This is a genomic window from Celeribacter indicus (assembly GCF_000819565.1).
In the GTDB taxonomy this organism is placed as follows: Bacteria; Pseudomonadota; Alphaproteobacteria; order Rhodobacterales; family Rhodobacteraceae; genus Celeribacter; species Celeribacter indicus.
Map to the genome: position 1 here is coordinate 4289523 of NZ_CP004393.1, position 20558 is coordinate 4310080.

General features: G+C 65.4%; 17 protein-coding genes. 1 reads left to right on the forward strand and 16 read right to left on the reverse strand.

Annotation, left to right across the window (positions count from 1 at the left end):
* The first annotated feature begins 2 nt into the window (after positions 1-2).
* Positions 3-2198, forward strand: coding sequence for a xanthine dehydrogenase family protein molybdopterin-binding subunit (locus P73_RS20955; RefSeq protein ID WP_043871065.1), 2196 nt, complete (start codon positions 3-5; stop codon positions 2196-2198).
* 51 nt (positions 2199-2249) lie between these two features.
* On the opposite strand, the gene P73_RS20960 is transcribed toward P73_RS20955, so the two are convergent.
* The 16 genes from P73_RS20960 to urtC form a co-directional block, all read right to left on the reverse strand.
* On the reverse strand, positions 2250-3197 hold the full coding sequence (locus P73_RS20960; protein ID WP_043871066.1) for an SDR family oxidoreductase: 948 nt from the start codon (positions 3195-3197) through the stop codon (positions 2250-2252).
* Between the two features lie 31 nt (positions 3198-3228).
* Positions 3229-3411, reverse strand: a complete 183-nt coding sequence (locus P73_RS20965) for a hypothetical protein (protein WP_043871067.1) — start codon at positions 3409-3411, stop codon at positions 3229-3231.
* Between the two features lie 65 nt (positions 3412-3476).
* Positions 3477-5555, reverse strand: coding sequence for a catalase (locus P73_RS20970; RefSeq protein ID WP_043871068.1), 2079 nt, complete (start codon positions 5553-5555; stop codon positions 3477-3479).
* Between the two features lie 167 nt (positions 5556-5722).
* Positions 5723-6718: an oligopeptide/dipeptide ABC transporter ATP-binding protein gene (locus tag P73_RS20975; protein WP_043871069.1), complete on the reverse strand. Its 996-nt coding sequence runs from the start codon at positions 6716-6718 to the stop codon at positions 5723-5725.
* Positions 6715-7683 (reverse strand): oligopeptide/dipeptide ABC transporter ATP-binding protein, encoded by a 969-nt coding sequence (locus P73_RS20980; RefSeq protein ID WP_043871070.1) that lies wholly within the window; start codon positions 7681-7683, stop codon positions 6715-6717. Before P73_RS20980 ends, P73_RS20975 begins: the two co-directional genes overlap by 4 nt.
* Before the next feature lie 4 nt (positions 7684-7687).
* Positions 7688-8593 carry an ABC transporter permease gene (locus P73_RS20985; protein ID WP_043872062.1) on the reverse strand — a complete coding sequence of 302 codons (906 nt, stop codon included), beginning with the start codon at positions 8591-8593 and terminating at the stop codon, positions 7688-7690.
* A 24-nt stretch (positions 8594-8617) separates the two neighbouring features.
* Positions 8618-9541: an oligopeptide ABC transporter permease OppB gene (oppB, locus tag P73_RS20990; RefSeq protein ID WP_043871071.1), complete on the reverse strand. Its 924-nt coding sequence runs from the start codon at positions 9539-9541 to the stop codon at positions 8618-8620.
* A gap of 64 nt (positions 9542-9605) precedes the next feature.
* A complete protein-coding gene (locus tag P73_RS20995; protein ID WP_043871072.1) occupies positions 9606-11216 on the reverse strand; it encodes a peptide ABC transporter substrate-binding protein in 1611 nt (536 codons plus the stop codon).
* Positions 11217-11502: 286 nt separating this feature from the next.
* Complete coding sequence (locus tag P73_RS21000) at positions 11503-12516, reverse strand: ABC transporter ATP-binding protein (RefSeq protein ID WP_043871073.1); 1014 nt, start codon at positions 12514-12516, stop codon at positions 11503-11505.
* A gap of 136 nt (positions 12517-12652) precedes the next feature.
* Positions 12653-13864: a carbohydrate ABC transporter permease gene (locus P73_RS21005; protein WP_043871074.1), complete on the reverse strand. Its 1212-nt coding sequence runs from the start codon at positions 13862-13864 to the stop codon at positions 12653-12655.
* Between the two features lie 79 nt (positions 13865-13943).
* Entirely contained in the window at positions 13944-15191 is a 1248-nt protein-coding gene (locus tag P73_RS21010) for a sugar ABC transporter permease (RefSeq protein WP_043871075.1), read from the reverse strand.
* Positions 15192-15263: 72 nt separating this feature from the next.
* Positions 15264-16613, reverse strand: a complete 1350-nt coding sequence (locus tag P73_RS21015) for an ABC transporter substrate-binding protein (RefSeq protein WP_043871076.1) — start codon at positions 16611-16613, stop codon at positions 15264-15266.
* A 20-nt stretch (positions 16614-16633) separates the two neighbouring features.
* The gene (locus tag P73_RS21020) at positions 16634-17698 is read right to left on the reverse strand and encodes a LacI family DNA-binding transcriptional regulator (protein ID WP_217621809.1); all 1065 of its coding nucleotides are present in this window, start codon (positions 17696-17698) and stop codon (positions 16634-16636) included.
* A gap of 183 nt (positions 17699-17881) precedes the next feature.
* Positions 17882-18580: an urea ABC transporter ATP-binding subunit UrtE gene (urtE, locus tag P73_RS21025; RefSeq protein ID WP_043871078.1), complete on the reverse strand. Its 699-nt coding sequence runs from the start codon at positions 18578-18580 to the stop codon at positions 17882-17884.
* Positions 18581-18593: 13 nt separating this feature from the next.
* Positions 18594-19334, reverse strand: coding sequence for an urea ABC transporter ATP-binding protein UrtD (urtD, locus tag P73_RS21030; RefSeq protein WP_043871079.1), 741 nt, complete (start codon positions 19332-19334; stop codon positions 18594-18596).
* Positions 19331-20557, reverse strand: a complete 1227-nt coding sequence (gene urtC, locus P73_RS21035) for an urea ABC transporter permease subunit UrtC (RefSeq protein WP_043871080.1) — start codon at positions 20555-20557, stop codon at positions 19331-19333. The genes urtD and urtC overlap by 4 nt, the downstream gene beginning before the upstream one ends.
* Position 20558: the final 1 nt, after the last annotated feature.

A 20558-nucleotide genomic window follows, 5' to 3' on the forward strand; every position in this document is an offset into this window, starting at 1 on the left:
CGATGAGCTATGACTTCAAGATGGACGATCCGCAGCCCCGCCTGCTCGACGAGACCCGGCAGGGCGCGATCGGCAAGCCGATCGACCGCGTCGACGGCCCGGCGAAGGTGACGGGCCGCGCCACCTATGTCGCGGATGTGCTGCCCGCGCGCACCGCCCATGGCGTGCTCGTGCGCGCCACCATTTCCCGAGGCCGCATCACCGGCATCGACGAGGCGCCGCTCTCCGGGCTCGAGGGGGTTCTCGGCGTCTTCCACGGGCCGAAGTTCATCCGCAATCCGGCGCAGGGTATGGCGGGAAAGGCCCCCGTCCAGACCGACATGCGCGTCGACTACCACGGCCAGCCGATCGCGCTGGTCGTCGCCGAAAGCCTGGAGACGGCGCGCGATGCCGCCTTTCGCCTTCACATCTCCTATGAGGCGGAAGAGGCGGAGGTCGATCCGGAGGCCGCCTCCGCCGTCGATGTCGACGAGCCGGTGCGGCGGGGCAACTTCCAGCTTTGCTGGGACAAGGCCGATGTGACCGTCGATGCGGTGCTGACCACCCCCGGCCATGCCGCCGCCGCGATGGAACCGCACGGCGCGCTGGCGAGCTGGGAGGGGGACGAACTGACGCTGCGCGGGTCGCTCCAGATGCTCGCATACAACCGCGCGGAGATTGCGGACAGCCTCGGCATCGACCCGGAAAAGGTGCGCGTGCTTGCGCCTTTCATCGGCGGGGCGTTCGGCTCGAAACTGGGTATCGGACCGGATGCCGTCGCCGCCGCCGTCGCCGCGCGGGAGCTCGGCCGTCCGGTGCGGGTGGTGATGGCGCGCCAGACGGTGTTCGACGCGGTGCTCCGGCGTTCGGAGACAATCCAGCACCTGCGCCTCGCCGCCGACGGGGACGGCCGGCTTCTGGCGCTCGGCCATGACGACCGGGTGTCGAACCTGCCCGAGGAATCCTTCGCGGAGCCCACCACGCGCCAGTCGCAATATGTCTACGAGGCGGAAGCGATGCGCTTTCAGCAGGAGGTCGCAAGGATCCACCGCACCCCGTCGGGTTCGGTCCGCGCACCGGGAGAGGCAGTCGGCATGATCGGGCTCGAAGTGGCGATGGACATGCTCGCGGAGAAGCTCGGAGTGGACCCTGTCGAGCTGAGGTTGCGCAATATGCCGCAGAAACATCCGATCAGCGGAAAATCCTTCGGGGCCCGCGCCCTCGAGGCGGCGCTCGAGGACGGCGCCCGCAGGTTCGGCTGGTCTGAGCGGAAGGCCGTCGGCACAACGCGCGAAGGCGACTGGCTGATCGGTGTCGGCATGGCCTCCGCGGTCCGCCCCAACATGCTGATCGACGCGTCCGCCCGCGTCCGGCTCAGCCCTTCTGGGGCCGTGGTCGAGACCGATATGACCGATATCGGCACCGGCAGTTACACGATCTTCGCCCAGATCGCGGGCGAGATGCTGGGCATGCCGACCGAGCGGGTCGAGGTGCGGCTGGGCGACACCCGCTTTCCGCCCGCCTCCGGCTCCGGCGGGTCCTTCGGTGCGAGTTCGACCGGCTCCGCGGTTTTCCTCGCCAGTCGCCGGATCCGGGAAAAGATCGCGGCAAAGCTCGGCTGCACCCCGGAGGAACTGTCGTTGCAGGATGGCATCGCCCGCGGCGACAACCGGGAGGCACCGCTGGCGGATCTCATCGAGGGAGAACTCGACGAGACCGCACATATTTCGTCCGGCGACACGGACGAGACGCATTTCTCCTCCGGCTACGGCGCGCATTTCTGCGAAGTGGCGGTGCATCGCTGGAGCGGCGAGGTGCGTGTCCGCCGCTTCGTGACCTCGCTCGGCATCGGCCGCGTGCTCAATGAGAAGACGGCACGATCCCAGGCCATCGGCGGCATCGTCTGGGGCATCGGCACGGCGCTTCACGAAGCGCTCGAGCACGATCCGCGCACCGGTCATCTCGTGACCCGCGATCTCGCCAACTACCATGTCGCCGCCCATGCCGACGTGCCGCGGGAGATCGACGTGAAATTCCTCGAGGAACGCGACGACCACGCCAATCCGATGCAATCGAAGGGCATCGGCGAGCTTGGCATCTCGGGCGCGGGGGCGGCGGTTCTCAACGCGATCCACAATGCCTGCGGCGCGCGGGTGCTGCACCTGCCGGCCACCCCCGACAAGGTGATCGCGGAACTGGAAAGGGCGGACAGGACGTGAGCGCCCTGATCGGCTGAACGGCGTCGCCCCTGACGGGGCGGCGTCTTCGCGTCAGAAGAGCAGCCCGAGGAGAAAGGCCAGTGCCGGCAACCCGAAGAACATCAGCTTGCGCGCGAGATCGGCGTCAACCATGACGGTGTGGTCCTCCGCCTCGTCGCCATAGGAGCCGTCGGCCGCCGGCGGATAGGCGACAGGATCGAAGAGATTGCCCTCCTGCGGGCTGGCCTGGATGTCGGATTTCTGCGCCTCGAGACCCTCGTCGGCCATGCGCCGGTCGAGATAGGCGGGCAGGACCAGCGTCCCGAAGACGAGCCGCAGGACGGAGCGGCCGACGAACAACTCCCGCGCGCCGGTGCGGATGATCTTCATCACCGCTTCCGCCGGAACGTCGGGACTGAAGACCGGGGCGGCGGGCCGGGGCTTTCGCCGCAACCGGCTGCGCGCCCAGTCGAACTGGGGCGTGTTGATCGCCGGAAGCTGCACGAGATGCAGCGTCACATCGCTTCCCTCGCGCATCAGCTCCGACCGCAGGCTGCCGACGAACCCGTTGAGCGCATGTTTCGCGCCGGAACACGCCGATTGCAGCGGCACGGGCCGATAGGCGAGGCTCGAGCCGAGGAAGATGATCTTGCCGCTCTGCATGTGCCGCAGCGCCTCGCGCGTGGCGTTCACCTGACCGAGGAAGGTGACGTCCATAACTCGCTCGAATTCTGCGGCCGACATCTCCTCGAACCGCGCGAACATGGTCGCCATGGCCACGTTGATCCAGACATCGGGCACGCCGATCCTCGCAACGAGATCGTCGGTCGCCTTCCGCAGCGCCTCCATGGACGCCACGTCCGCCTGGGCAACCTCGAGACCGAGGGCCTTTTCCGACAGCGCGTCCAGCCGGTCCTCTCCGCGCGCGATGACACCGACGCGATAGCCGTAGGTCAGGAGCTTCTCGACGATCGCCCGGCCGGCGCCGGCCGTGCCTCCTACGACGATGGCGGTGTTCATCGGACAGCCCTTTCCTCGGTTGCGGCCGCGCTCAGGCGCCTTTCCTGTTCCTGTCGGCAGGAGGCTCGTCAGCGGGCCCGGCCCCGCCCGCCGGGCGCTTGCGGGACGGATCCGACACGAACTCGCGCGCATCGTGGCGGGTCCCGTGGGCCTCCGATTGGGCGTTGCGCCGATCGGCGGCCTCCTCGACGCCGGTCTTGCTGTCTTCGGTCATCCTGTGTCTCCTTTCTGCCTGCGGTGATCCGGGCGCCGCCGCGGCGCCCGGCAGGGAATGCGCCGTCACGGCGCGGGGTTGACCATCGCCTCGCGCGACCACAGCCGTTCATGGGCATGTTCGACACAGGCGGCCGGATCGTCCTCCGCCATGAAGACGAAATCATCCGGCTCCGCATCCACCGCCTCGAGAAGAGCCTTCGCGGGGGCGGAGACGACGATCGCCTTCAGATGCGCGAAGGCATCGGCGGCGAAATCCTTTGCCGGGGCGAGCTTGGCGAGATCCTTCGCCCCCTCCTCCGAGGGTAGGATCGCGACCGCGTCGAACATCACGGAGGGTGTCCCGGCAAGCTGTCCATCGGCCATCAGATGCGTGCCCGATTCAAGCGTCACGCCACCGCGTTTCTCCGCGACGATCTGGACCCGCACACCCGCCGCCTCGGCGGCGGAGCGAATCGCCTCCACCTGCGCATCCTCCGTGCCGTCGGTCACGAGCACACCGACCATCCGCCCCATCGGCTCGTCCGTCGCGGTCTTGTGGATCGACAGGGCATCGGAAATCTGCGCGTCGAACGGCGCCTTGGCGGGTGTCGCCGCGTCGGGCAGGTCGATCCCGATCCCCTTTGCGATGCGCGCGGCCATGTCCTCGTCGACGTTGCGCAGATGCGACAGCGCCTGCACCCGCACATGATCGAGATCGACCTTCGACAGTTCGAAAGTGATCGCGGCCACGATGTGATCCTGTTCGGGCGGCGTCTGGCTGCGGTAGAATTGCCGCGCCTGGCTGTAGTGATCGGCGAAGGTCTCCGCACGCAGGCGGCGTTTCGGGCCGTGATCCTCCGCATCGGGATAGGTCGCGAAATGATGGTCCGCCGGCCGTGGGCCGGTCTCCTCGCCTGCCTTGTAGAGGCTGTTCGGCTCGTAATTTGCCCGGCCGGTGTGGACATATGTCTGCATCATCCCGTCGCGCTGGAAATTGTGCATCGGGCATTTCGGCGCGTTGACCGGGATCTGGTGGAAATTGGTCGTGCCGAGCCGGGATTTCTGCGTGTCGAGATAGGAGAACAGCCGCCCTTGCAGGAGCGGGTCCTCGGTAAAGTCGATGCCGGGAATGACATTCGAGGGCAGGAAGGCGACCTGCTCCGTCTCCGCGAAGAAGTTGTCGGGATAGCGGTCGAGCACCATGCGCCCGACGATGCGCAGGGGGATGTCCTCCTCGGGGACGAGCTTTGTCGCGTCGAGCACGTCATAGGGCTGCTCCGCCGCCCAGTCCTCGTCGAAAACCTGGACGCCGAGCTCCCATTCCGGACAGTCCCCCATGGTGATCGCCTCGAAGAGATCACGGCGGTTGTAGTCGGGATCCGCGCCGGAGATCTTCACCGCCTCATCCCAGAGCACCGATTGAGCGCGGAGCTTTGCCCGCCAGTGGAACTTGACGAATGTCGCCTCGCCCGAGGCGTTGACGAAGCGGAAGGTGTGAACGCCGAATCCGTCCATCATGCGGAAGCTGCGCGGGATGGCGCGGTCCGACATGAGCCACATCATCATATGCATCGATTCCGGGCTGAGCGAGATGAAATCCCAGAACGTGTCATGCGCCGAGGCGGCCTGCGGAAAACCGCGATCGGATTCGGGTTTCACCGAATGGATGAGATCGGGGAACTTCATCGCATCCTGGATGAAGAACACGGGAATGTTGTTGCCGACGAGATCCCAGTTGCCATCCTCCGTATAGAATTTCACCGCAAAGCCCCGCACGTCGCGGGGCGTGTCCTTCGACCCTTTCGAGCCCGCGACGGTCGAGAAGCGGACGAAGACCGGCACTTTCATGCCCTTCTTCTGAAACGGCTGGGCCATGGTCAGCTCGGGGATCGGATCGGTGCATTCGAAATAGCCGTGCGCCCCCGTGCCGCGGGCGTGGACGATGCGTTCGGGAATGCGCTCGTGATCGAAGTGGAAGATCTTTTCGCGCAGGACGAAATCCTCGAGCAGCGTCGGCCCGCGTTCCCCGGACTTGAGGCTGTTCTGGTTGTCGGGAATGGGAACGCCGTGATTGGTGGTCAGGGGCTCCCCGCCCCGCTGCTGCGGTTCGCCGCCTGATCCGGTGGTCATTTCGATCCCGGACTGGGTCTTCTCGGATGACATAACTTCCTCCTGTCACACACTCACCGAGGCACGGTCGCAACGTCCGGCCATGCAGAGCCAACGGGAGCGGAACCGGGTGGTTCCGGGTGGGGCGGAAAAAATGCGGCGCACGGCGAAACGCCGCCCGGCCGCGAGGGCGGGACGGCGTCCTGCGGGTCCGGGCGCGCCTATTCGGCCGGGACCGGCATGCCCGCGAAATGACAGCTCGTGCGATGATCCCCGCGCAGCTCCTCGGGAGGCTGCGTTTCGCAGACGGGCTGCGCCAGGGGACAGCGCGTGCGGAACACGCAGCCCGAGGGCGGGTTCATCGGGCTGGGAAGATCCCCCGCGAGGGAGATGATCTTCTTGCCCCGCTCGACCTTCGGATCGGGGACCGGAACGGCGGAGAGAAGGGCCTGCGTATAGGGATGGCGCGGATCCGCGAAGAGCGCGTCGGAAGATGCCTTTTCCATCATCCGCCCGAGATAGAGCACCATCACCTCGTCGGAGAGGTGTTTCACCACCGACAGGTCATGTGCGATGAAGATGATCGTCAGCCCGAGATCGCGGCGCAACTCCTCCAGCAGGCCGATCACCTGCGCCTGGATGGAGACGTCGAGCGCGGAGACGGGCTCGTCGCAGATCAGGAGCTTCGGCTCGACCACCAGCGCGCGGGCGATGCCGATCCGCTGGCACTGGCCGCCGGAGAATTCGTGCGGATAGCGGTTGATCTGGTTCGGCAGGAGCCCCACCCGCTCCATCACCTCGCGCACCTTCGCGCGCCGCTCCTTCGCGCCCATCTTCGGGCGGTGGGTACGCAGCGGTTCGGCAATGATCTCCCCCACCGTCATGCGCGGGTTGAGCGAGGCGAGCGGATCCTGAAAGATCATCTGGATCTCGGAACGGTATCTGAGCATCTGGCGCGGGCCGAGCGTCAGGAGATCCGTGCCATCCTCCCAAAGCACCTGTCCCGTCGCGGGCAGCATGCGGATGAGCGCACGGGCGAGGGTGGATTTCCCGCAGCCCGATTCCCCGACGATGCCGAGCGTCTGTCCGCGCGCGAGGGTGAAGCTCACGCCATTGACGGCATGAAGCTGCGCCGGCGGCGTCCAGGGCAGGTCGGAGGGGCGGCGGATGTCGAAGCTGACCCGCACATCGCGGACCTCGAGAAGCGGGCGGCTCATGCGGCAACCTCCGCGACGGGACGGAAACAGGCACGCGCGCGACCCTCCTCGGTCAGGAGCGCGGGTGTCTCGCGCCGGCAGCGCTCGTCGGAATAGCCACAGCGCGGCGCGAACGGACACCCCACGGGCACGCCCGCCATATTGGGCGGATTGCCGGGGATGGCCCGCAAGCTGTCCTGCGCCTCATCGACCCGCGGAATCGCCTCGAGCAGGCCCTTGGTATAGGGATGGGTCGGACGCTCGAAGAGCGGATCAACCGCCGCCTCTTCCATGATCCGCCCGCCATACATCACGATGGCGCGTTCGCAGAACCCCGCCACCACGCCGAGGTCATGGGTGATCAGGATCGTCGCCATGCCGAAATCGCGTTGCAGTTCGCCCAGAAGCTCCATGATCTGCGCCTGCACCGTCACGTCGAGCGCGGTGGTCGGCTCGTCGGCGATGAGCAGTTCGGGACGGCACAAGAGCGACATGGCGATCATCACCCGCTGACGCATCCCGCCGGAGAATTCGTGCGGATAGAGCCGCACCCGGTTCTTCGCGTCGGGGATCTTCACCGCGTCGAGCATGCGCACGCTCTCGGCCAGCGCCTCCCGTCTGGTCAGGCCCTTGTGGAGCCGCAGCACCTCCGTCATCTGATCGGAGATGCGCATGTAAGGGTTGAGCGAGGTCATCGGGTCCTGAAACACCATCGCGATGCGGTCCGCACGGATCCTGTTGAGCTTGCGCTCGGAGATGTTGAGGATGTCCTGCCCGTCGAAGCTCACCGATCCCCCGGCCCGCCCGTTGCGCGCCAGGAGGCCGAGGATGGCGAAGTTGAGCTGGCTCTTGCCCGAGCCGGATTCGCCGACGATGCCGAGCGTCTCGCCTTTCTCGAGCGAGAAGCTCACGCCGTTCACGGCATGGATGTCGCCCTCGGGCGTTTCGAAGCGAACGGTCAGGTTCTTGACGTCCAGAAGTGCCATATGTCTAGCGGTCCTTCGGGTCCAGAGCGTCGCGCAGCCCGTCGCCGACGAAGAAGAAGCCGAACAGCGTGACGATGAAGAAAAACAGGGGGAAGGCGAGTTGCCAGTAGGTGCCGTAGTTGATCGTCCCCGCACCTTCGGAAATCAGCGCGCCCAGCGAGGTCATGGGTTCCTGCACGCCGAGGCCGAGAAAGGAAATGAAACTCTCCGTGAGGATCATGTTCGGCACCAGAAGCGTGGCGAACACCGTCACCACACCGATCAGGTTCGGCAGGATATGCCGGCGGATGATGACGGGCGCGGGCACGCCGATGGCGCGCGCGGCCTCGATATATTCGCGGTTCTTGAGCGTCAGCGTCTGCCCGCGGACGATCCGGCTCATCTCGAGCCACGAAATCAGTCCGACCCCGACAAAGAGCATGGTGATCGAGCGGCCATACATCACGAGCAGAAGGATCAGCACGAACATGTAGGGAATGGCGAGCAGGATATCGACGGCGCGCATCATCAGGTTGTCGAGCCGTCCGCCGAAATAGCCCGCGGTCGCGCCCCAGAGCGTGCCGACGATCACCGCGATGGCCGAACCGATGATGCCCACCGCAAGCGAGATCTGCGTGCCCTGCACCGTGCGCGCGAAGAGGTCGCGTCCCAGGTCATCCGTGCCGAAGTAATGGCCGTTGGCAAGCGAGGGCCCGCCCTCCTGCGCGACCATGCCCATCACGCCGAAGTCGATTTCCTCGTTGCTCCACCGGGCGAGTGCATTGCCGAACAGCGCGAAGAGCACGACGAAGACGAGCAGGAAAAGCCCGAACAGCGCCGCCCTGTTGCGAAAGAAGCGCCGCCGCGCATCAGCCCAGAGCGAGCGGCCCGCCACCTCCTCGCGCGCGGTGGCGTCGGCCAGGGATCGCATTTTCTGACTGTCGATGACCATCGCTCAATACCGGATTTTCGGGTCGATCCATCCGTAGACGATATCGACGAGGAGGTTGAACAGGATGGTGAGCGCGCCGACGAGGATCGTCACGCCCATCATCACCGCGTAGTCGCGGTTGAGCGCGCTGTCGACGAAGGCCTTGCCGATGCCGCCGGTGGAGAAATAGATGTCCACGATCACCGACCCCGTGATCATCGCGACGAAGGCCGGGCCGAGATAGGAGATCACCGGCAGCAGCGCGGGCTTGAGCGCGTGGCGCAGGATCACGCGATGCGCCGGCAGCCCCTTGGCGCGCGCCGTGCGGATGTGGTTGGAGTTCAGCACCTCGAGCATCGAGGAGCGCATGATCCGTGCGATGGAGGCCATGTAGGAGGTCGAGAGCGCGATCACCGGCATGATCCAGTAAGACGGATCGGTAAACCGCCAGCCGCCGCCCGGAAGCCAGCCGAGCATGAGCGTGAAGACGATGACGAGGATCGGCGCCATGACGAAATTCGGCAACACCTGCGCCCCGATGGAGATGCCGACCGCGAAATAGTCGAGGATCGAATTGTGCCGGACGGCCGCCACCGCCCCGAGCGTCACACCGACGAGCACCGCGAGCACGAAGGAGACCGCCCCGTAGGTCAGCGTCACCGGAAAGCCCTGCGCGATGATCTCGTTCACCGTGCGGTCCTTGTAGACGAAGGAGGGACCGAAATCGAAATGTGCCACGATGCCCCAGATATAGGTGGTGATCTGCTTCCACAGCGGCTGGTCGAGACCGTATTTCGCGTTGAGGTTCGCAAGCACCTGCGCGGGCAGCTGGCGTTCCTGCGTGAACGGCCCGCCGGGAGCCGCGTGCATCAGCAGGAAGGAGAAGATGATCAGCAGGAGCAGCGTCGGAATGGCGATCGCCAGACGCTTGAGAATATAGACGGTCATGGATGGGTCCCCGGCTGGGTGGCGCGGCGGTCAATGCCACCGCGCCGGCCTGTCTCGATGTGGGTTATTCCGCGACGCGGTAAAGATCCTTGCCGTACCAGGTCTGCATCACATTGTCCAAGGGCAGGCCCCTGATGTCGGACGAGATCATGTCAACCTGGGCATAGTGATAGATCGGGATGATCGGCATTTCCGCCGCGAGAATCTGTTCCGCCTGGGTATAGAGCGGCTGCGGATCCTCGGCGGTCTTCGACTCCGCCATCAGCGCGTCGTATTCGTCGTTGAAGAATTCGCCGCTGTTATGGCCCGAATAGGAGGTCAGCAGGTCGAGATAGGTCGAGGCCTCGTTGTAGTCGCCGCACCACGCGTAGCGCGCCAGGTCGAAATCCTGGTTCTGCATCCGGTCGGTGTGGACCTTCCATTCCATGTTGTTGAGCGTCAGGTTGATGCCGAAGGGCCTGAAGAACTGCTGCGCCGCGATGGCGATCTTCTTGTGATCCTCCGACGTGTTGTAGTTCAGCGTCAGGCTCAGCGGATTGTCGGGACCGTAGCCCGCCTCGGCCAGAAGCTCGCGCGCCTTCTCGTTGCGCTCTTCCTGCGTCCAGCCGGCGTAGTCGATCTCCGGCATCTCGAAACCGGCAGTCGCCCAGTGCGTCCAGTTATAGGCGGGATGCTGGCCGCCCTGGAGGATGTTGTTGACGACGACGTCGCGGTTCATCGCATAGGACAGCGCCTTGCGCACGCGCACGTCCTTCAGCGCCTCCGGTCCCTTGTCCGACAGGTTCATCATGTAGATGTAGGAACAGGAATAGGGCAGCGACACCGCCTCATCGGAATATTGCTCCTTGAGACGCGGATATTGACCGGCAGGAATGTCCACCCGGTCGAGCTCTCCGGCGAGATAGCGGGTCAGCGCCTGATTGACGTCGTTGATGGTGAGCGCGGTGAGATGGGTCATGACCGTATTCCCGGCATCCCAATAGGTGTCGGACTTGTCCATCTCCACCCGCTCGCCCAGGATATGCTCGGTCAGCGTATAGGCACCGTTGCCGATCAGATTGCCGGGCCGGGTCCAGTTCTGGCCATGCTCCTCGATCACGTCCTGGCGCACCGGGAAGGTCGAGCCATGCACCAGCATCTGCGGGAAATAGGGCAGCGGGGTCGCGATCGTCACCTCGAGCGTGTGATCGTCGAGCGCCGTCACGCCGAGCTCGGAGGGCTCCACCTCGCCCGCGGTGACCGCGGAGGCGTTCTTCACCTGCATGAGCTCCATGTACCACGCGTATTCCGAGGCCGTCTCCGGATCCACGAGACGTTGCCAGGCGTAGACGAAATCCTGCGCCGTCACCGGCTCGCCATCCGACCAGACCGCCTCCGGGCGCAGGTTGAACGTATAGGTCAGCCCATCCTCGGACAGCGTGTGATCGAGCGCCACGCCGGGCACGAGATTGCCGTCGGAGTCCTCGTTGTAAAGCCCTTCGAAGAGGTTGCGCAGGATATCGGAACCCTCGACATCGGTGTTGATCTGCGGATCCATCGACTTGATCGCGTCGAGCAGCCAGAATGTATAGGTCTGGTTCTCGGAAAGCTGGGTGCCGTCGGGCACATTCGCGGCAAAGGCGGCAGGAGTTGCCGCGAGCAAGGCCAGCGCAGACAGGGCTGTGGTGAATTTCATGAAAACCTCCTTGTCGGGTTCGTCTTCTTGGACCGGTATGGATAGGCTCGCGTCCGGCCGGCGCGGGGTCCGGGCGCGATGATGACGCACAGGAAAGACGATCGACCGGGCTGAAACAAGCCCGCAACACGCGACTTCCGTTACGTCACCCATCACATTTCCCGCAACGGGACTTTTCGCCGCACAGGCTTTGCAAATTGCAAGAACGGTGCGCCTGCTCCAGCCCCGGAGAACCACTCCGGCGCCGCCCTCGCGCCCGCCACAGCGGGACCCGCCGGCCCGTGCGCTAACGAAGCGCCTTTCCGGCGGCATCGAACAGGTGCCCGCGCCCCTCGGCAAAGCGAAGCCCGACGGCCTGTCCCGGACGATGCGGCGCATTGCCCAGGTCGCGCAACGTCATGCGCCCCGCGCCACCTTCCGCCTCCACGATCACATAGGTGTCGGCACCGAGGTATTCGACCACATCGACCCGCGCATCGAGATCGCCCTGCCCCGGCGGCACGATGTCGACATGCTCGGGCCGAATGCCGAAGTCCTGTGCCGCGCCGCCGCCCTGCCCCACGGCGCTCGCGGGAATGACGTTCATCTTCGGACTGCCGATGAACTGCGCGACGAACAGGTTCGCGGGCCGTTCGTAGAGCTCCTTTGGCGTGCCCACCTGCGCGATCCGCCCCGCCTCGAGCACCACGATCCGGTCGGCGAGCGTCATCGCCTCCACCTGGTCATGGGTGACGTAGATCATCGTGGAACCGAGGCTCTGATGCAGCTTCGCCAGCTCATAGCGCATTTCCACCCTGAGGGCCGCATCGAGATTGGAAAGCGGCTCGTCAAAGAGAAAGGCGGTCGGATCGCGCACGATGGACCGGCCGATCGCGACCCGCTGGCGCTGCCCGCCCGACAGGTCCTTCGGCCGCCGGTCGAGATAGTCTCCGAGTTTGAGGACACGCGCAGCCTCCTCCACCTTCGCGGCGATCCGGTCCTTCGGCTCTCCCGCCGCTTTCAGCGCAAAGCCCATGTTGTCGCGCACCGACATATGCGGATAGAGCGCGTAGGACTGGAACACCATCGCAAGCCCGCGCTTCGAGGGCGGCTCGGCGGTGGCATCGCGGTCGCCGACCAGGATCTGCCCGCGGGAGGTCTCCTCGAGCCCCGCGATCATCCTGAGAAGCGTCGATTTCCCGCAGCCCGAGGGCCCGACGAAGATGATGAATTCTCCCTCCTCGACCCGAAGATCCACGCCCTTGATCACCTGGACGGTGCCGAACCATTTCTCGACGGCCCGAAGCTCGATACTCGCCATGTCCTACTCCTTTCCTGCCGCCGCTCTCGCCGCACGCCCGTGGCCACATCGCGCACGCAGCCGCGCGCGGTCCTCCGGAAGGCGCGCGCGGCGCGCGGTCTGATCCATCGGGTTTTCTCCGGTCGTCCTCATCGCGTCACCCTTTGACCGACCCGGCCGTAAGACCCTTCGTCATGAATCTCTCGAGCCCAAGGAACAGCACCATGATCGGCACGGTCGCGATCACCGACCCGGCCATGAGATGCTGGCGCGGGATCTCCGAGGAATTCAGCGAGGCGATGCCGCGCGTGAGAGTGAATTTCGAGGGATCGTCCAGCAGCATGAAGGCGAGAAGGAACTCGTTCCAGGCGATCATGAAGACATAGAGCGAGACGGACGCAAGCGCCGGAAGCGACAGCGGCAGCGTGATCTTCCAGATCACCTGGAGCCGCGACAGCCCATCCATCAGCCCCGCCTCCTCGACCTCCGAAGGCAACCCCCTGAAATAGCCCTGGAGCATGTAGAGCGCGACAGGAATGGTCGTGACCGGATAGATCATCACGATGCCGGCGATGGAATTCCTGAGCCCGGCCATGGAAAAGGCGATATAGATCGGCAGCGCCAGGACGATCATCGGCACCATGTAGATCAACAGGATCGAGCGCGAGAACGCCGCCCGCCCGCGGAACCGGAGCCGTGCGACCGCATAGGCGCCGGGGATCGCGAACAGGAGCGTGATCAGCACGGTCAGCAAGGAAACGTAGAAGGACGTCCAGAGATAGCTGCCGAAATCGAACCGGGTCAGCAGCTCGACATAGGAGCGGAACAGCCCCCAGCCCTGGGACAGGTCGATGGAGAAATCGAGCGGGTTGCGCATCAGCTCCGACTGGTTCTTCAGGCTGGTCATCACCATCACGTAGAAGGGGATGACCACGATCGCCGTGAAGAAGATATAGCCGACCCCCCTGAGCGCGAGAATGACGGCACCCTCGAACTCGTGCCGCGTGAGCGCGCCCATGGGCAGGGCTCCGAGGATGCGCGCCAGCGGCCAGCCGACCCCGACGCCCAGAAGGATGGAGGCCACGGCCAGCGCCACGAGGGAGGTCTCTCCCGCAAGCACCGGTCCGACCCCTGCGAGAAAGGCCGCGAAGACCGCCACCACGAGGACGGCGGAGGCGATGGCGGCTCGTCCGCGCCCCACCAGCGCCAGACCCGCCACGATGCCGAACCCCGCCGACCAGAGGCCGGAGGGCCGGAACGCCTCGCCCGTCGGAAAACTCATCGCCACCGAGACCGTCACCGCGACGACGAAGGTCCAGAACGCCCCGAGCAGCGGACCCGCCACGAAGCTGAACCGCAGGTGCCTCATGGCGCCCCTCCTTCATCTGCTCGGAAATATCCTGGGGGGAGCGCCGCAGGCGCGGGGGGCAACGCCCCCGAAACCGTCTTCATAGCCCTTCCTCCCGCGAAATTATGCCGAAGAAGACGATCGAGAACAGCAGCAGGAAGCCGAAGATCACCACCGCGACCGCCGCCCCCGCGCCGATGTTCGACAGGGCGAAGGCCTGTTCGTAGACGCTCACCGTCAGCACCCGCGTTCCCGCATTCCCGCCCGTCAGCAGGAAGATGTCGTCGAACTTGTTGAAGGTCCAGATGAAGCGCAGCAGGAACAGGACCGACAGGATGCCCAGAAGCTGCGGCATGGAGAGGTAGCGAAACTGCTGGAATGGCGAGGCCCCGTCCATCTCCGCCGCCTCGTACATGTCCGTCGGGATCGACTGCATCCGCGCAAGGATGAAGAGGAAGGACAGCGGGAAATAGCGCCAGATCTCGAACAGCGTCACCATCACGAGCGCGAGCGGACGGGCGCCGAAGAAATTGATCGCCTGATCCGTCACCCCCATCTGCACCAGCAGCGCATTGGCCGAGCCGGAGAAGGGATCGAAGAGGATGATCCAGGTGAAGGCGACCGCGATCACCGGGGCGACATAGGGAAACAGGTAGAGACCGCGCAGTATGCCCTGCCCGCGAAAGGAATGGTTCAGCAGCAAGGCGGCGAACAGCCCCATGACGAGCGCGCCGATCGTGCCGAAGACCGTGTAGAACAGCGTCGCTCCCAGGACCTGCCAGAACTGCCCGCCGTCGAACACCGCGCGGAAATTGGCGAGGGTGAAGGTCGTGTCGGTGAGCACCGAGGAGGCACTCCCGTTCACGGCGACCGGATCCTCGTCGACGTCCCGCTCCGCATCGAGAAAGCCCTGATCCACCGTCACCGGGATCTCGAGCGTCTCGCGATAGCCGCCCTCCCATGTGCCGAGATCGCAGGACAACTCCTCACCCCCGAGGGTGCATCTCGGGTCGAGATCCCCGGCGAGCGTCAGCCCCTCCGGCCACCGGTCGCGCAGGGTGACGCCGGTGATTTCCGACCTAGGCGAGGAATTCCGCAAGCGGTAGCGCAGCACCGCCTCGTCGCCCGCCGCCTCCGGCCGGCCGCGCAGGTCCTCGCGCACCACGGGCTCGGGCGCGCGAAGATCGGCCAGCGACACGGGTTTCACCGAGATCCAGAACACCGCCAGGAGCGGCAGGATCACCACGAGCGAGACCGCGATGAGCGTGGGGGCGAGCAGGCCCCAGGCGAGCCGCGCCTCGGTGCGGGCGAGCGGGCCAGAGCCGCGTGGCGGTCCGATATCCGACATGGACGCTCCCTGTCCGGTGTGAAATGAGAGGGAACGGGGCGGTCCTGCCGCCCCGCGAAATCCCGGCTGGAGTCAGTCGATCGCACCGAGTTCGTCGTTGAGCCGCGTGTAGGCCTCGGCGACGTCGATCCGGCCGTCGATATAGTCCCGCACCACGCGGTTGATCACGCCGGAATTGATCATCCTGGAGGCAAGGGCGAGTTGGCCCTCCTCGACCCCCCAGCGCCGCGCCGCGTCGAGGCCGCCGACGATCTCGTCGATCATCTCCTGCGCGTAGAGATCCCCGAGCGGGGCCTGGCGGTCCACGCCCACCGGCAGTGCGGCCCATTCCTGCGCGAAAATCTCCGGCTCATCCGCCGTCCCGCGCCGCACCGGGAACATGCCCTCGGGTGCGATGGAGAGCGTCTGCATGTAGCCTTCGTCCATCGCATAGAGCACGAAGTCGATCGCTTCGTCGGTGGCGGCGTCCGAGGTGATGCCGAAATAGTGGATTTCGGCCCAGGCCGCGCCTTCAGGGTTGGACGGCCCCGCGAAGGTCGTCACGATGCCGGTCCTCGAGGCAAGCTCGGTCGAGGTCGGGTCGTCGTTGATGGTGGGCGGGTCGCTGTCGCGCAGCCCTGCAAGCTCGTCGAGGATGAAGGGCGACCAGACGATCATCGCGGCATTGCCGGAGAAATAGAGCGTGCGCGACTGGTCCCAGTAAAGATCGCCCGGCGGCGAGGCATCGGCGAGCGTCTTGTAGAATTCAAGAACTTCGGTCGTCTTCGCCTCGTCGAGCGGCTTGAAACCGTTCTCGTCCACCGGGCTCACCCCGTTGGCGAGGAAGATATGTTCGAGCACCTGCGACATGAAGTTCTCGTCCACCCGCGTTGCGGCCACGAAGCCGTACATCTCCGGCGGATTGTGCAGCGCCTCCACCGCCGCCTCCACTGCCGCATAGGTCGTCGGCGGCTCCAGCCCGGCCTCGTCGAACAGGTCCTTGCGATAGAGGATCATCTGCGTCCAGCCGTCCACCGGCACCGAGGCATAGCCGTCGCCCAACGTCGCCATGCCGAGCGCACCGGGGGCGAAGGTGTCCTCGCCCAGCTCCTCGATCACATCGGTCGCGGCATCCGGATCGAGAATGCCCGCCTCCGCCCAGGGCAGGGCATATTGCAGCGTGTGATAGACCACGTCCGGCAGGTCGCCGGCCGCGAAGGCGGCGGTGGCACGGGTGCCGAGTTCGCTCTCCGTCACCGGGATCACCTCGACCGTGTTACCGCTCTGTTCCTCGAAGGCGCGCGCCATCTCCTCCTGTTTCGCCAGCCGGTCCGGCTGCTCCTCGGTGGTCCAGAAGCGCAAGGTCTCGGCGGAAGCGGCGATGCCTGAAAGCGCAACGGCCGCGGCTGCGCCCGTCAAAAGCAATGGGTGTCGAAATCTCATCTCTTTCTCCCTGTGATATGTCAGAACGTCATGCCCTCCCGGCGGCGGGCAAGGTGCTGCGCCAGCTGTTCCGGCGTTCTTGCGGGCTGGCCGATTGAACCGCCGGGGCGGAACTCGGCCGGAAGGATCATCTGCGACGGCGGGTGCTCCGGCTCGGTGATCCGGGCGATCAGCATGCGGCCGAGCGCAGCGCCCGCCGCGCGATTGTCGACGGCGAAGGTCGCGAGCCGTGGCCACATCGCCTGCGCCTCCGGCGCGTTGTCATAGCCGATCACCGACAGATCGGCCCCGATTTCGAGACCGGCCGCCGCCGCGGCATCGTAGACACCGCTCGCCAGCACATCGGTGGCGCAGAGGATGGCGGTGGGCGGGCGTGCCAGTCGCAGAAGCGCCGCCGCCGCCGCGACGCTCTCCTCCCGGCTCACCGCTGCCTCGACGAGCTCCGGCGCCGGATCCATGCCCGCCAGCGCCAGGCCCGCGCGATAGCCGGCGTGCCGGTGATGCGAGAAGGCGTAGCTTTGCGCGCTGCCGATATAGCCGATCCGGCGATGGCCGAGCGCGGCAAGCTTTCCGACCGCCTCACTCATGGCGGCTTCGCTGTCGATATCAAAAAAGGACATCCTTTCGGCGTCCTTCGGCCGTCCATAGCAAATGAACGGCGTGTCCAGCGCCGCCAGAGCCGCGATCCGGGGATCGTCCCGGTGAACGCGCGGCAGGATGAATCCGTCCGCCTTGCGCTCCTGCACGAGGTCGCGCATCAGGCGCAGGCTGTCCGCCTCGGTATCCGCGGTGGCAATGGTGATGGTCCAGCCCTCGGCGGAGGCCGCCTGCGTCAGCCCGGCGAGGAATTCCGCGAGGAAAGGCCGGTAGGCGTCGGGTTCCGCCAGGTGGATGACGAGGGCGAGCGACTGGCTGCGCCCGGTCCGGATCGCCTGAGCATGGCTGAGGGGCCTGTAGCCCATCGCCTGAGCCGCACGGATCACGCGGATACGCGTGGCCTCCGAAATATCGGGATAGCCGTTCAGCGCCCGCGAAATCGTGCCTTTCGTCAGGCTCAGGGCCTGCGACAGATCGCTGATCGTCACCCGCGCATTGTCACGGGACCGACGGACCGTTTCCACTCCTGACCGCAAAATCGTCCTCCTCCGCGGAAGCCTGCGCTTCCGAAACCGGTTTCGGCAAGATTTTTTATCAGTTAGTCCGGTTCCGCGAGACGGCAAACGCCTGCGCAGACCCGGTCGTGAGGACAGCCATGCCAGGAGCGGCGCTCAGGCGATGCGGAAGACGCGTGCCGCCTCCTCCTTCGTGATCTCCGATTTCGCATGGCGCGAGGTCACGCGACCGCGCTCCATGAAGACGAGCTGATCCGCGAGATCGTAGGCGAATTCGAAATACTGTTCCACGAGCACGATCGCCATGTCGCCGCGGTCCCGCAAAAGCGAGATCACGCGCCCGATCTGCTGGATGATATTGGGCTGGATGCCTTCGGTGGGCTCGTCGAGCAGAAGGAGTTTCGGCTTGATGATCAGCGCGCGCGCGATGGCGAGCTGCTGCTGCTGTCCGCCGGACAGATCGCCGCCGCGCCGGTGCATGAACTGCTTGAGGATGGGGAAAAGCTCGAAGATCTCATCGGGAATGACATGCTCCGATTTCGGCAGACAGGCGAAGCCGCTCTCGAGATTCTCCTTCACCGTCAGAAGCGGGAAGATCATCCGCCCCTGCGGCACGACCGCGAGGCCCTTCTTGGCAAGCTCATGGGCCGGCACGCGCCCCACGTCCTCGCCGTCGAGCGTCATCGTCCCGCCCGAGCGCGGATGCGTACCGGAAATCGCCTTCAGAAGGGAGGTCTTGCCCACCCCGTTCGTGCCCATGACACAGGTCACCTCCCCGGCCTTCGCGGAAATGTCCACGTCATAGAGGATTTGCGAGCCGCCGTAGTGAAGGGACAGGTCTTTGACATCCAGCATGGTCTCTTTCCCCTCAGCGCCCGAGATAGACGTCGATCACGTCCTGGTTTTGCGTCACATGGTCGAGGGAGCCCTCCGCCAGAACCGCTCCCTCGTGCAGCACCGTCACCTTGCACTCGAGCCGCCGCACGAATTCCATGTCGTGTTCGACCACCACCACGGCGCGCGTCTTTGCCGCCTCCTTCAGGATATCCGTCGTATGCTCGCGCTCGCCGAGGGTCATCCCCGCGGCCGGCTCATCGACAAGCAACAATTTCGGGTCCTGCGCGAGCAGCATGCCGATCTCCAGCCATTGTTTCTGACCGTGGCTCAACTCGCCCGACTTGCGCGCGAGATGATCCGACAGGCCGATCTCGGCGGCCAGGTCCTCGACCTTCGCGAGATCGGGCGGCTTCGGCTTGAAGAACAGCACGGCGAGAGGATTGCGGTCGTTCTTCACCGCCATCAGAAGGTTCTCGAACACCGTCTGATCCTCGAAGACCGTCGGGCGCTGGAACTTGCGCCCGATGCCGATGCGCGCGATCCTCGCCTCGTTCATGCCGATCAGGTTGCGCGACATCTCGCCCCAGAGCACCGCGCCCTCGTCGGGTTTCGTCTTTCCGGTCACGATGTCCATGAAGGTCGTCTTGCCCGCCCCGTTCGGCCCGATGATCGCACGCAGCTCGGCCTGGCCGATGGAGAAGGACAGGTTGTTGATGGCCTTGAACCCGTCGAAGCTGACGGAAATGCCGGACACCTCGAGAAGCTGACTCATTTCTCCGCCTCCTCTTCGCGCAGGGAACCGGTGTCGGGGCCGAGCGATGCGCCATGCCGGTCGGGCGACATGCGATGGGTCACGAGATCCACGAGCCCGCCGATGCCCTTCGGCGCGAACAGCGTCACGAGGACGAAGGACAGGCCGAGGAGCACGAGCCACCAGTCGACCCATTTGATCGTGTAGAACCCGAGGTTCACATCGGGCGCCTGTCCGCCGGTGAACCAGGTGGAGACGAGGGAGACGAAACCCGCCCCGATCACCGCGCCATAGATCCGCCCGCGCCCGCCGATCGCGACCCAGACCGCGAGGTAGATCGAGGCGATGGGGGCGATTTCGGCCGGGTTGATGATCCCCGCCTGCGGATAATAGAGCGCGCCGCCGATGGCCGCGATCACCGCCGTGAGGGTGAAGACGAAGAGCTTGAACCCCTCGACCGAATAGCCGAGGAACCGCACCCGTGCCTCGTCGTCGCGGATCCCGCGGATGACGGAACCGAATTTGCCGGAGACGACGAAGGCGGCGATGAGATAGGTCACGAGCAGAGCGAAGGCCGACCCCCAGAAGAACCAGATCGAGATGTAATCCTGCGAGATCCCGTCCGCGCCGGGCAGGTTCTGGAGCCCGGAAAGCCCGTTGTTGCCGCGCAACCCGCTGTCGTTCTGGAACAGATAGAGGGACAGGGCCAGGGTCATCGCCTGCGTCAGGATCGAAAGGTACACGCCCGTGACCCGCGAGCGGAAAGCCAGCCAGCCGAAGATCAGCGCAAGCAGGCCGGGCACGATCACGACAAGGGCGATCTGCGCCCAAAAGCTATGCGCGAACATCCAGACCAGCGGGAAATCCGACGAGCCCACGACACCGAAGATCTGTGTTCCGATGGCATCGGAGATTTCCGACGGCGTCGGCGGGATCGCCGCCCCGGCCATGCTCTGCGTCACGATGATCTCCGTGCGCGCATACATGAGCCACATGCCGATCATGTAACCGCCGAGGCCGAAGAACGCGAAATGCCCGAGCGACAGGATGCCCGTATAGCCCCAAACGAGATCCATGGCGATGGCGACCAGGGCAAGGCAGAGCGTCTTGCCCAGAGTCTTGACGAAGGAGGTGGAGATCGCACCGGTGCCATAGGCTTCCGACAGGAAGGTGACGGCGAGGGTGAAGATCACGAGCAGGACGAGAAAGATCTTCACGGAGGGTGTCTTGCGGATGAAATCCATG

Excerpts from the sequence above, each read along its gene's own strand:
- P73_RS20955 (WP_043871065.1), top strand. The coding sequence starts at position 3 with ATGAGCTATGACTTCAAGATGGACGATCCGCAGCCCCGCCTGCTCGAC.
- P73_RS20960 (WP_043871066.1), bottom strand. The coding sequence starts at position 3,197 with ATGAACACCGCCATCGTCGTAGGAGGCACGGCCGGCGCCGGCCGGGCG.
- P73_RS20965 (WP_043871067.1), bottom strand. The coding sequence starts at position 3,411 with ATGACCGAAGACAGCAAGACCGGCGTCGAGGAGGCCGCCGATCGGCGC.
- P73_RS20970 (WP_043871068.1), bottom strand. The coding sequence starts at position 5,555 with ATGTCATCCGAGAAGACCCAGTCCGGGATCGAAATGACCACCGGATCA.
- P73_RS20975 (WP_043871069.1), bottom strand. The coding sequence starts at position 6,718 with ATGAGCCGCCCGCTTCTCGAGGTCCGCGATGTGCGGGTCAGCTTCGAC.
- P73_RS20980 (WP_043871070.1), bottom strand. The coding sequence starts at position 7,683 with ATGGCACTTCTGGACGTCAAGAACCTGACCGTTCGCTTCGAAACGCCC.
- P73_RS20985 (WP_043872062.1), bottom strand. The coding sequence starts at position 8,593 with ATGCGATCCCTGGCCGACGCCACCGCGCGCGAGGAGGTGGCGGGCCGC.
- oppB (WP_043871071.1), bottom strand. The coding sequence starts at position 9,541 with ATGACCGTCTATATTCTCAAGCGTCTGGCGATCGCCATTCCGACGCTG.
- P73_RS20995 (WP_043871072.1), bottom strand. The coding sequence starts at position 11,216 with ATGAAATTCACCACAGCCCTGTCTGCGCTGGCCTTGCTCGCGGCAACT.
- P73_RS21000 (WP_043871073.1), bottom strand. The coding sequence starts at position 12,516 with ATGGCGAGTATCGAGCTTCGGGCCGTCGAGAAATGGTTCGGCACCGTC.
- P73_RS21005 (WP_043871074.1), bottom strand. The coding sequence starts at position 13,864 with ATGAGGCACCTGCGGTTCAGCTTCGTGGCGGGTCCGCTGCTCGGGGCG.
- P73_RS21010 (WP_043871075.1), bottom strand. The coding sequence starts at position 15,191 with ATGTCGGATATCGGACCGCCACGCGGCTCTGGCCCGCTCGCCCGCACC.
- P73_RS21015 (WP_043871076.1), bottom strand. The coding sequence starts at position 16,613 with ATGAGATTTCGACACCCATTGCTTTTGACGGGCGCAGCCGCGGCCGTT.
- urtE (WP_043871078.1), bottom strand. The coding sequence starts at position 18,580 with ATGCTGGATGTCAAAGACCTGTCCCTTCACTACGGCGGCTCGCAAATC.
- urtD (WP_043871079.1), bottom strand. The coding sequence starts at position 19,334 with ATGAGTCAGCTTCTCGAGGTGTCCGGCATTTCCGTCAGCTTCGACGGG.
- urtC (WP_043871080.1), bottom strand. The coding sequence starts at position 20,557 with ATGGATTTCATCCGCAAGACACCCTCCGTGAAGATCTTTCTCGTCCTG.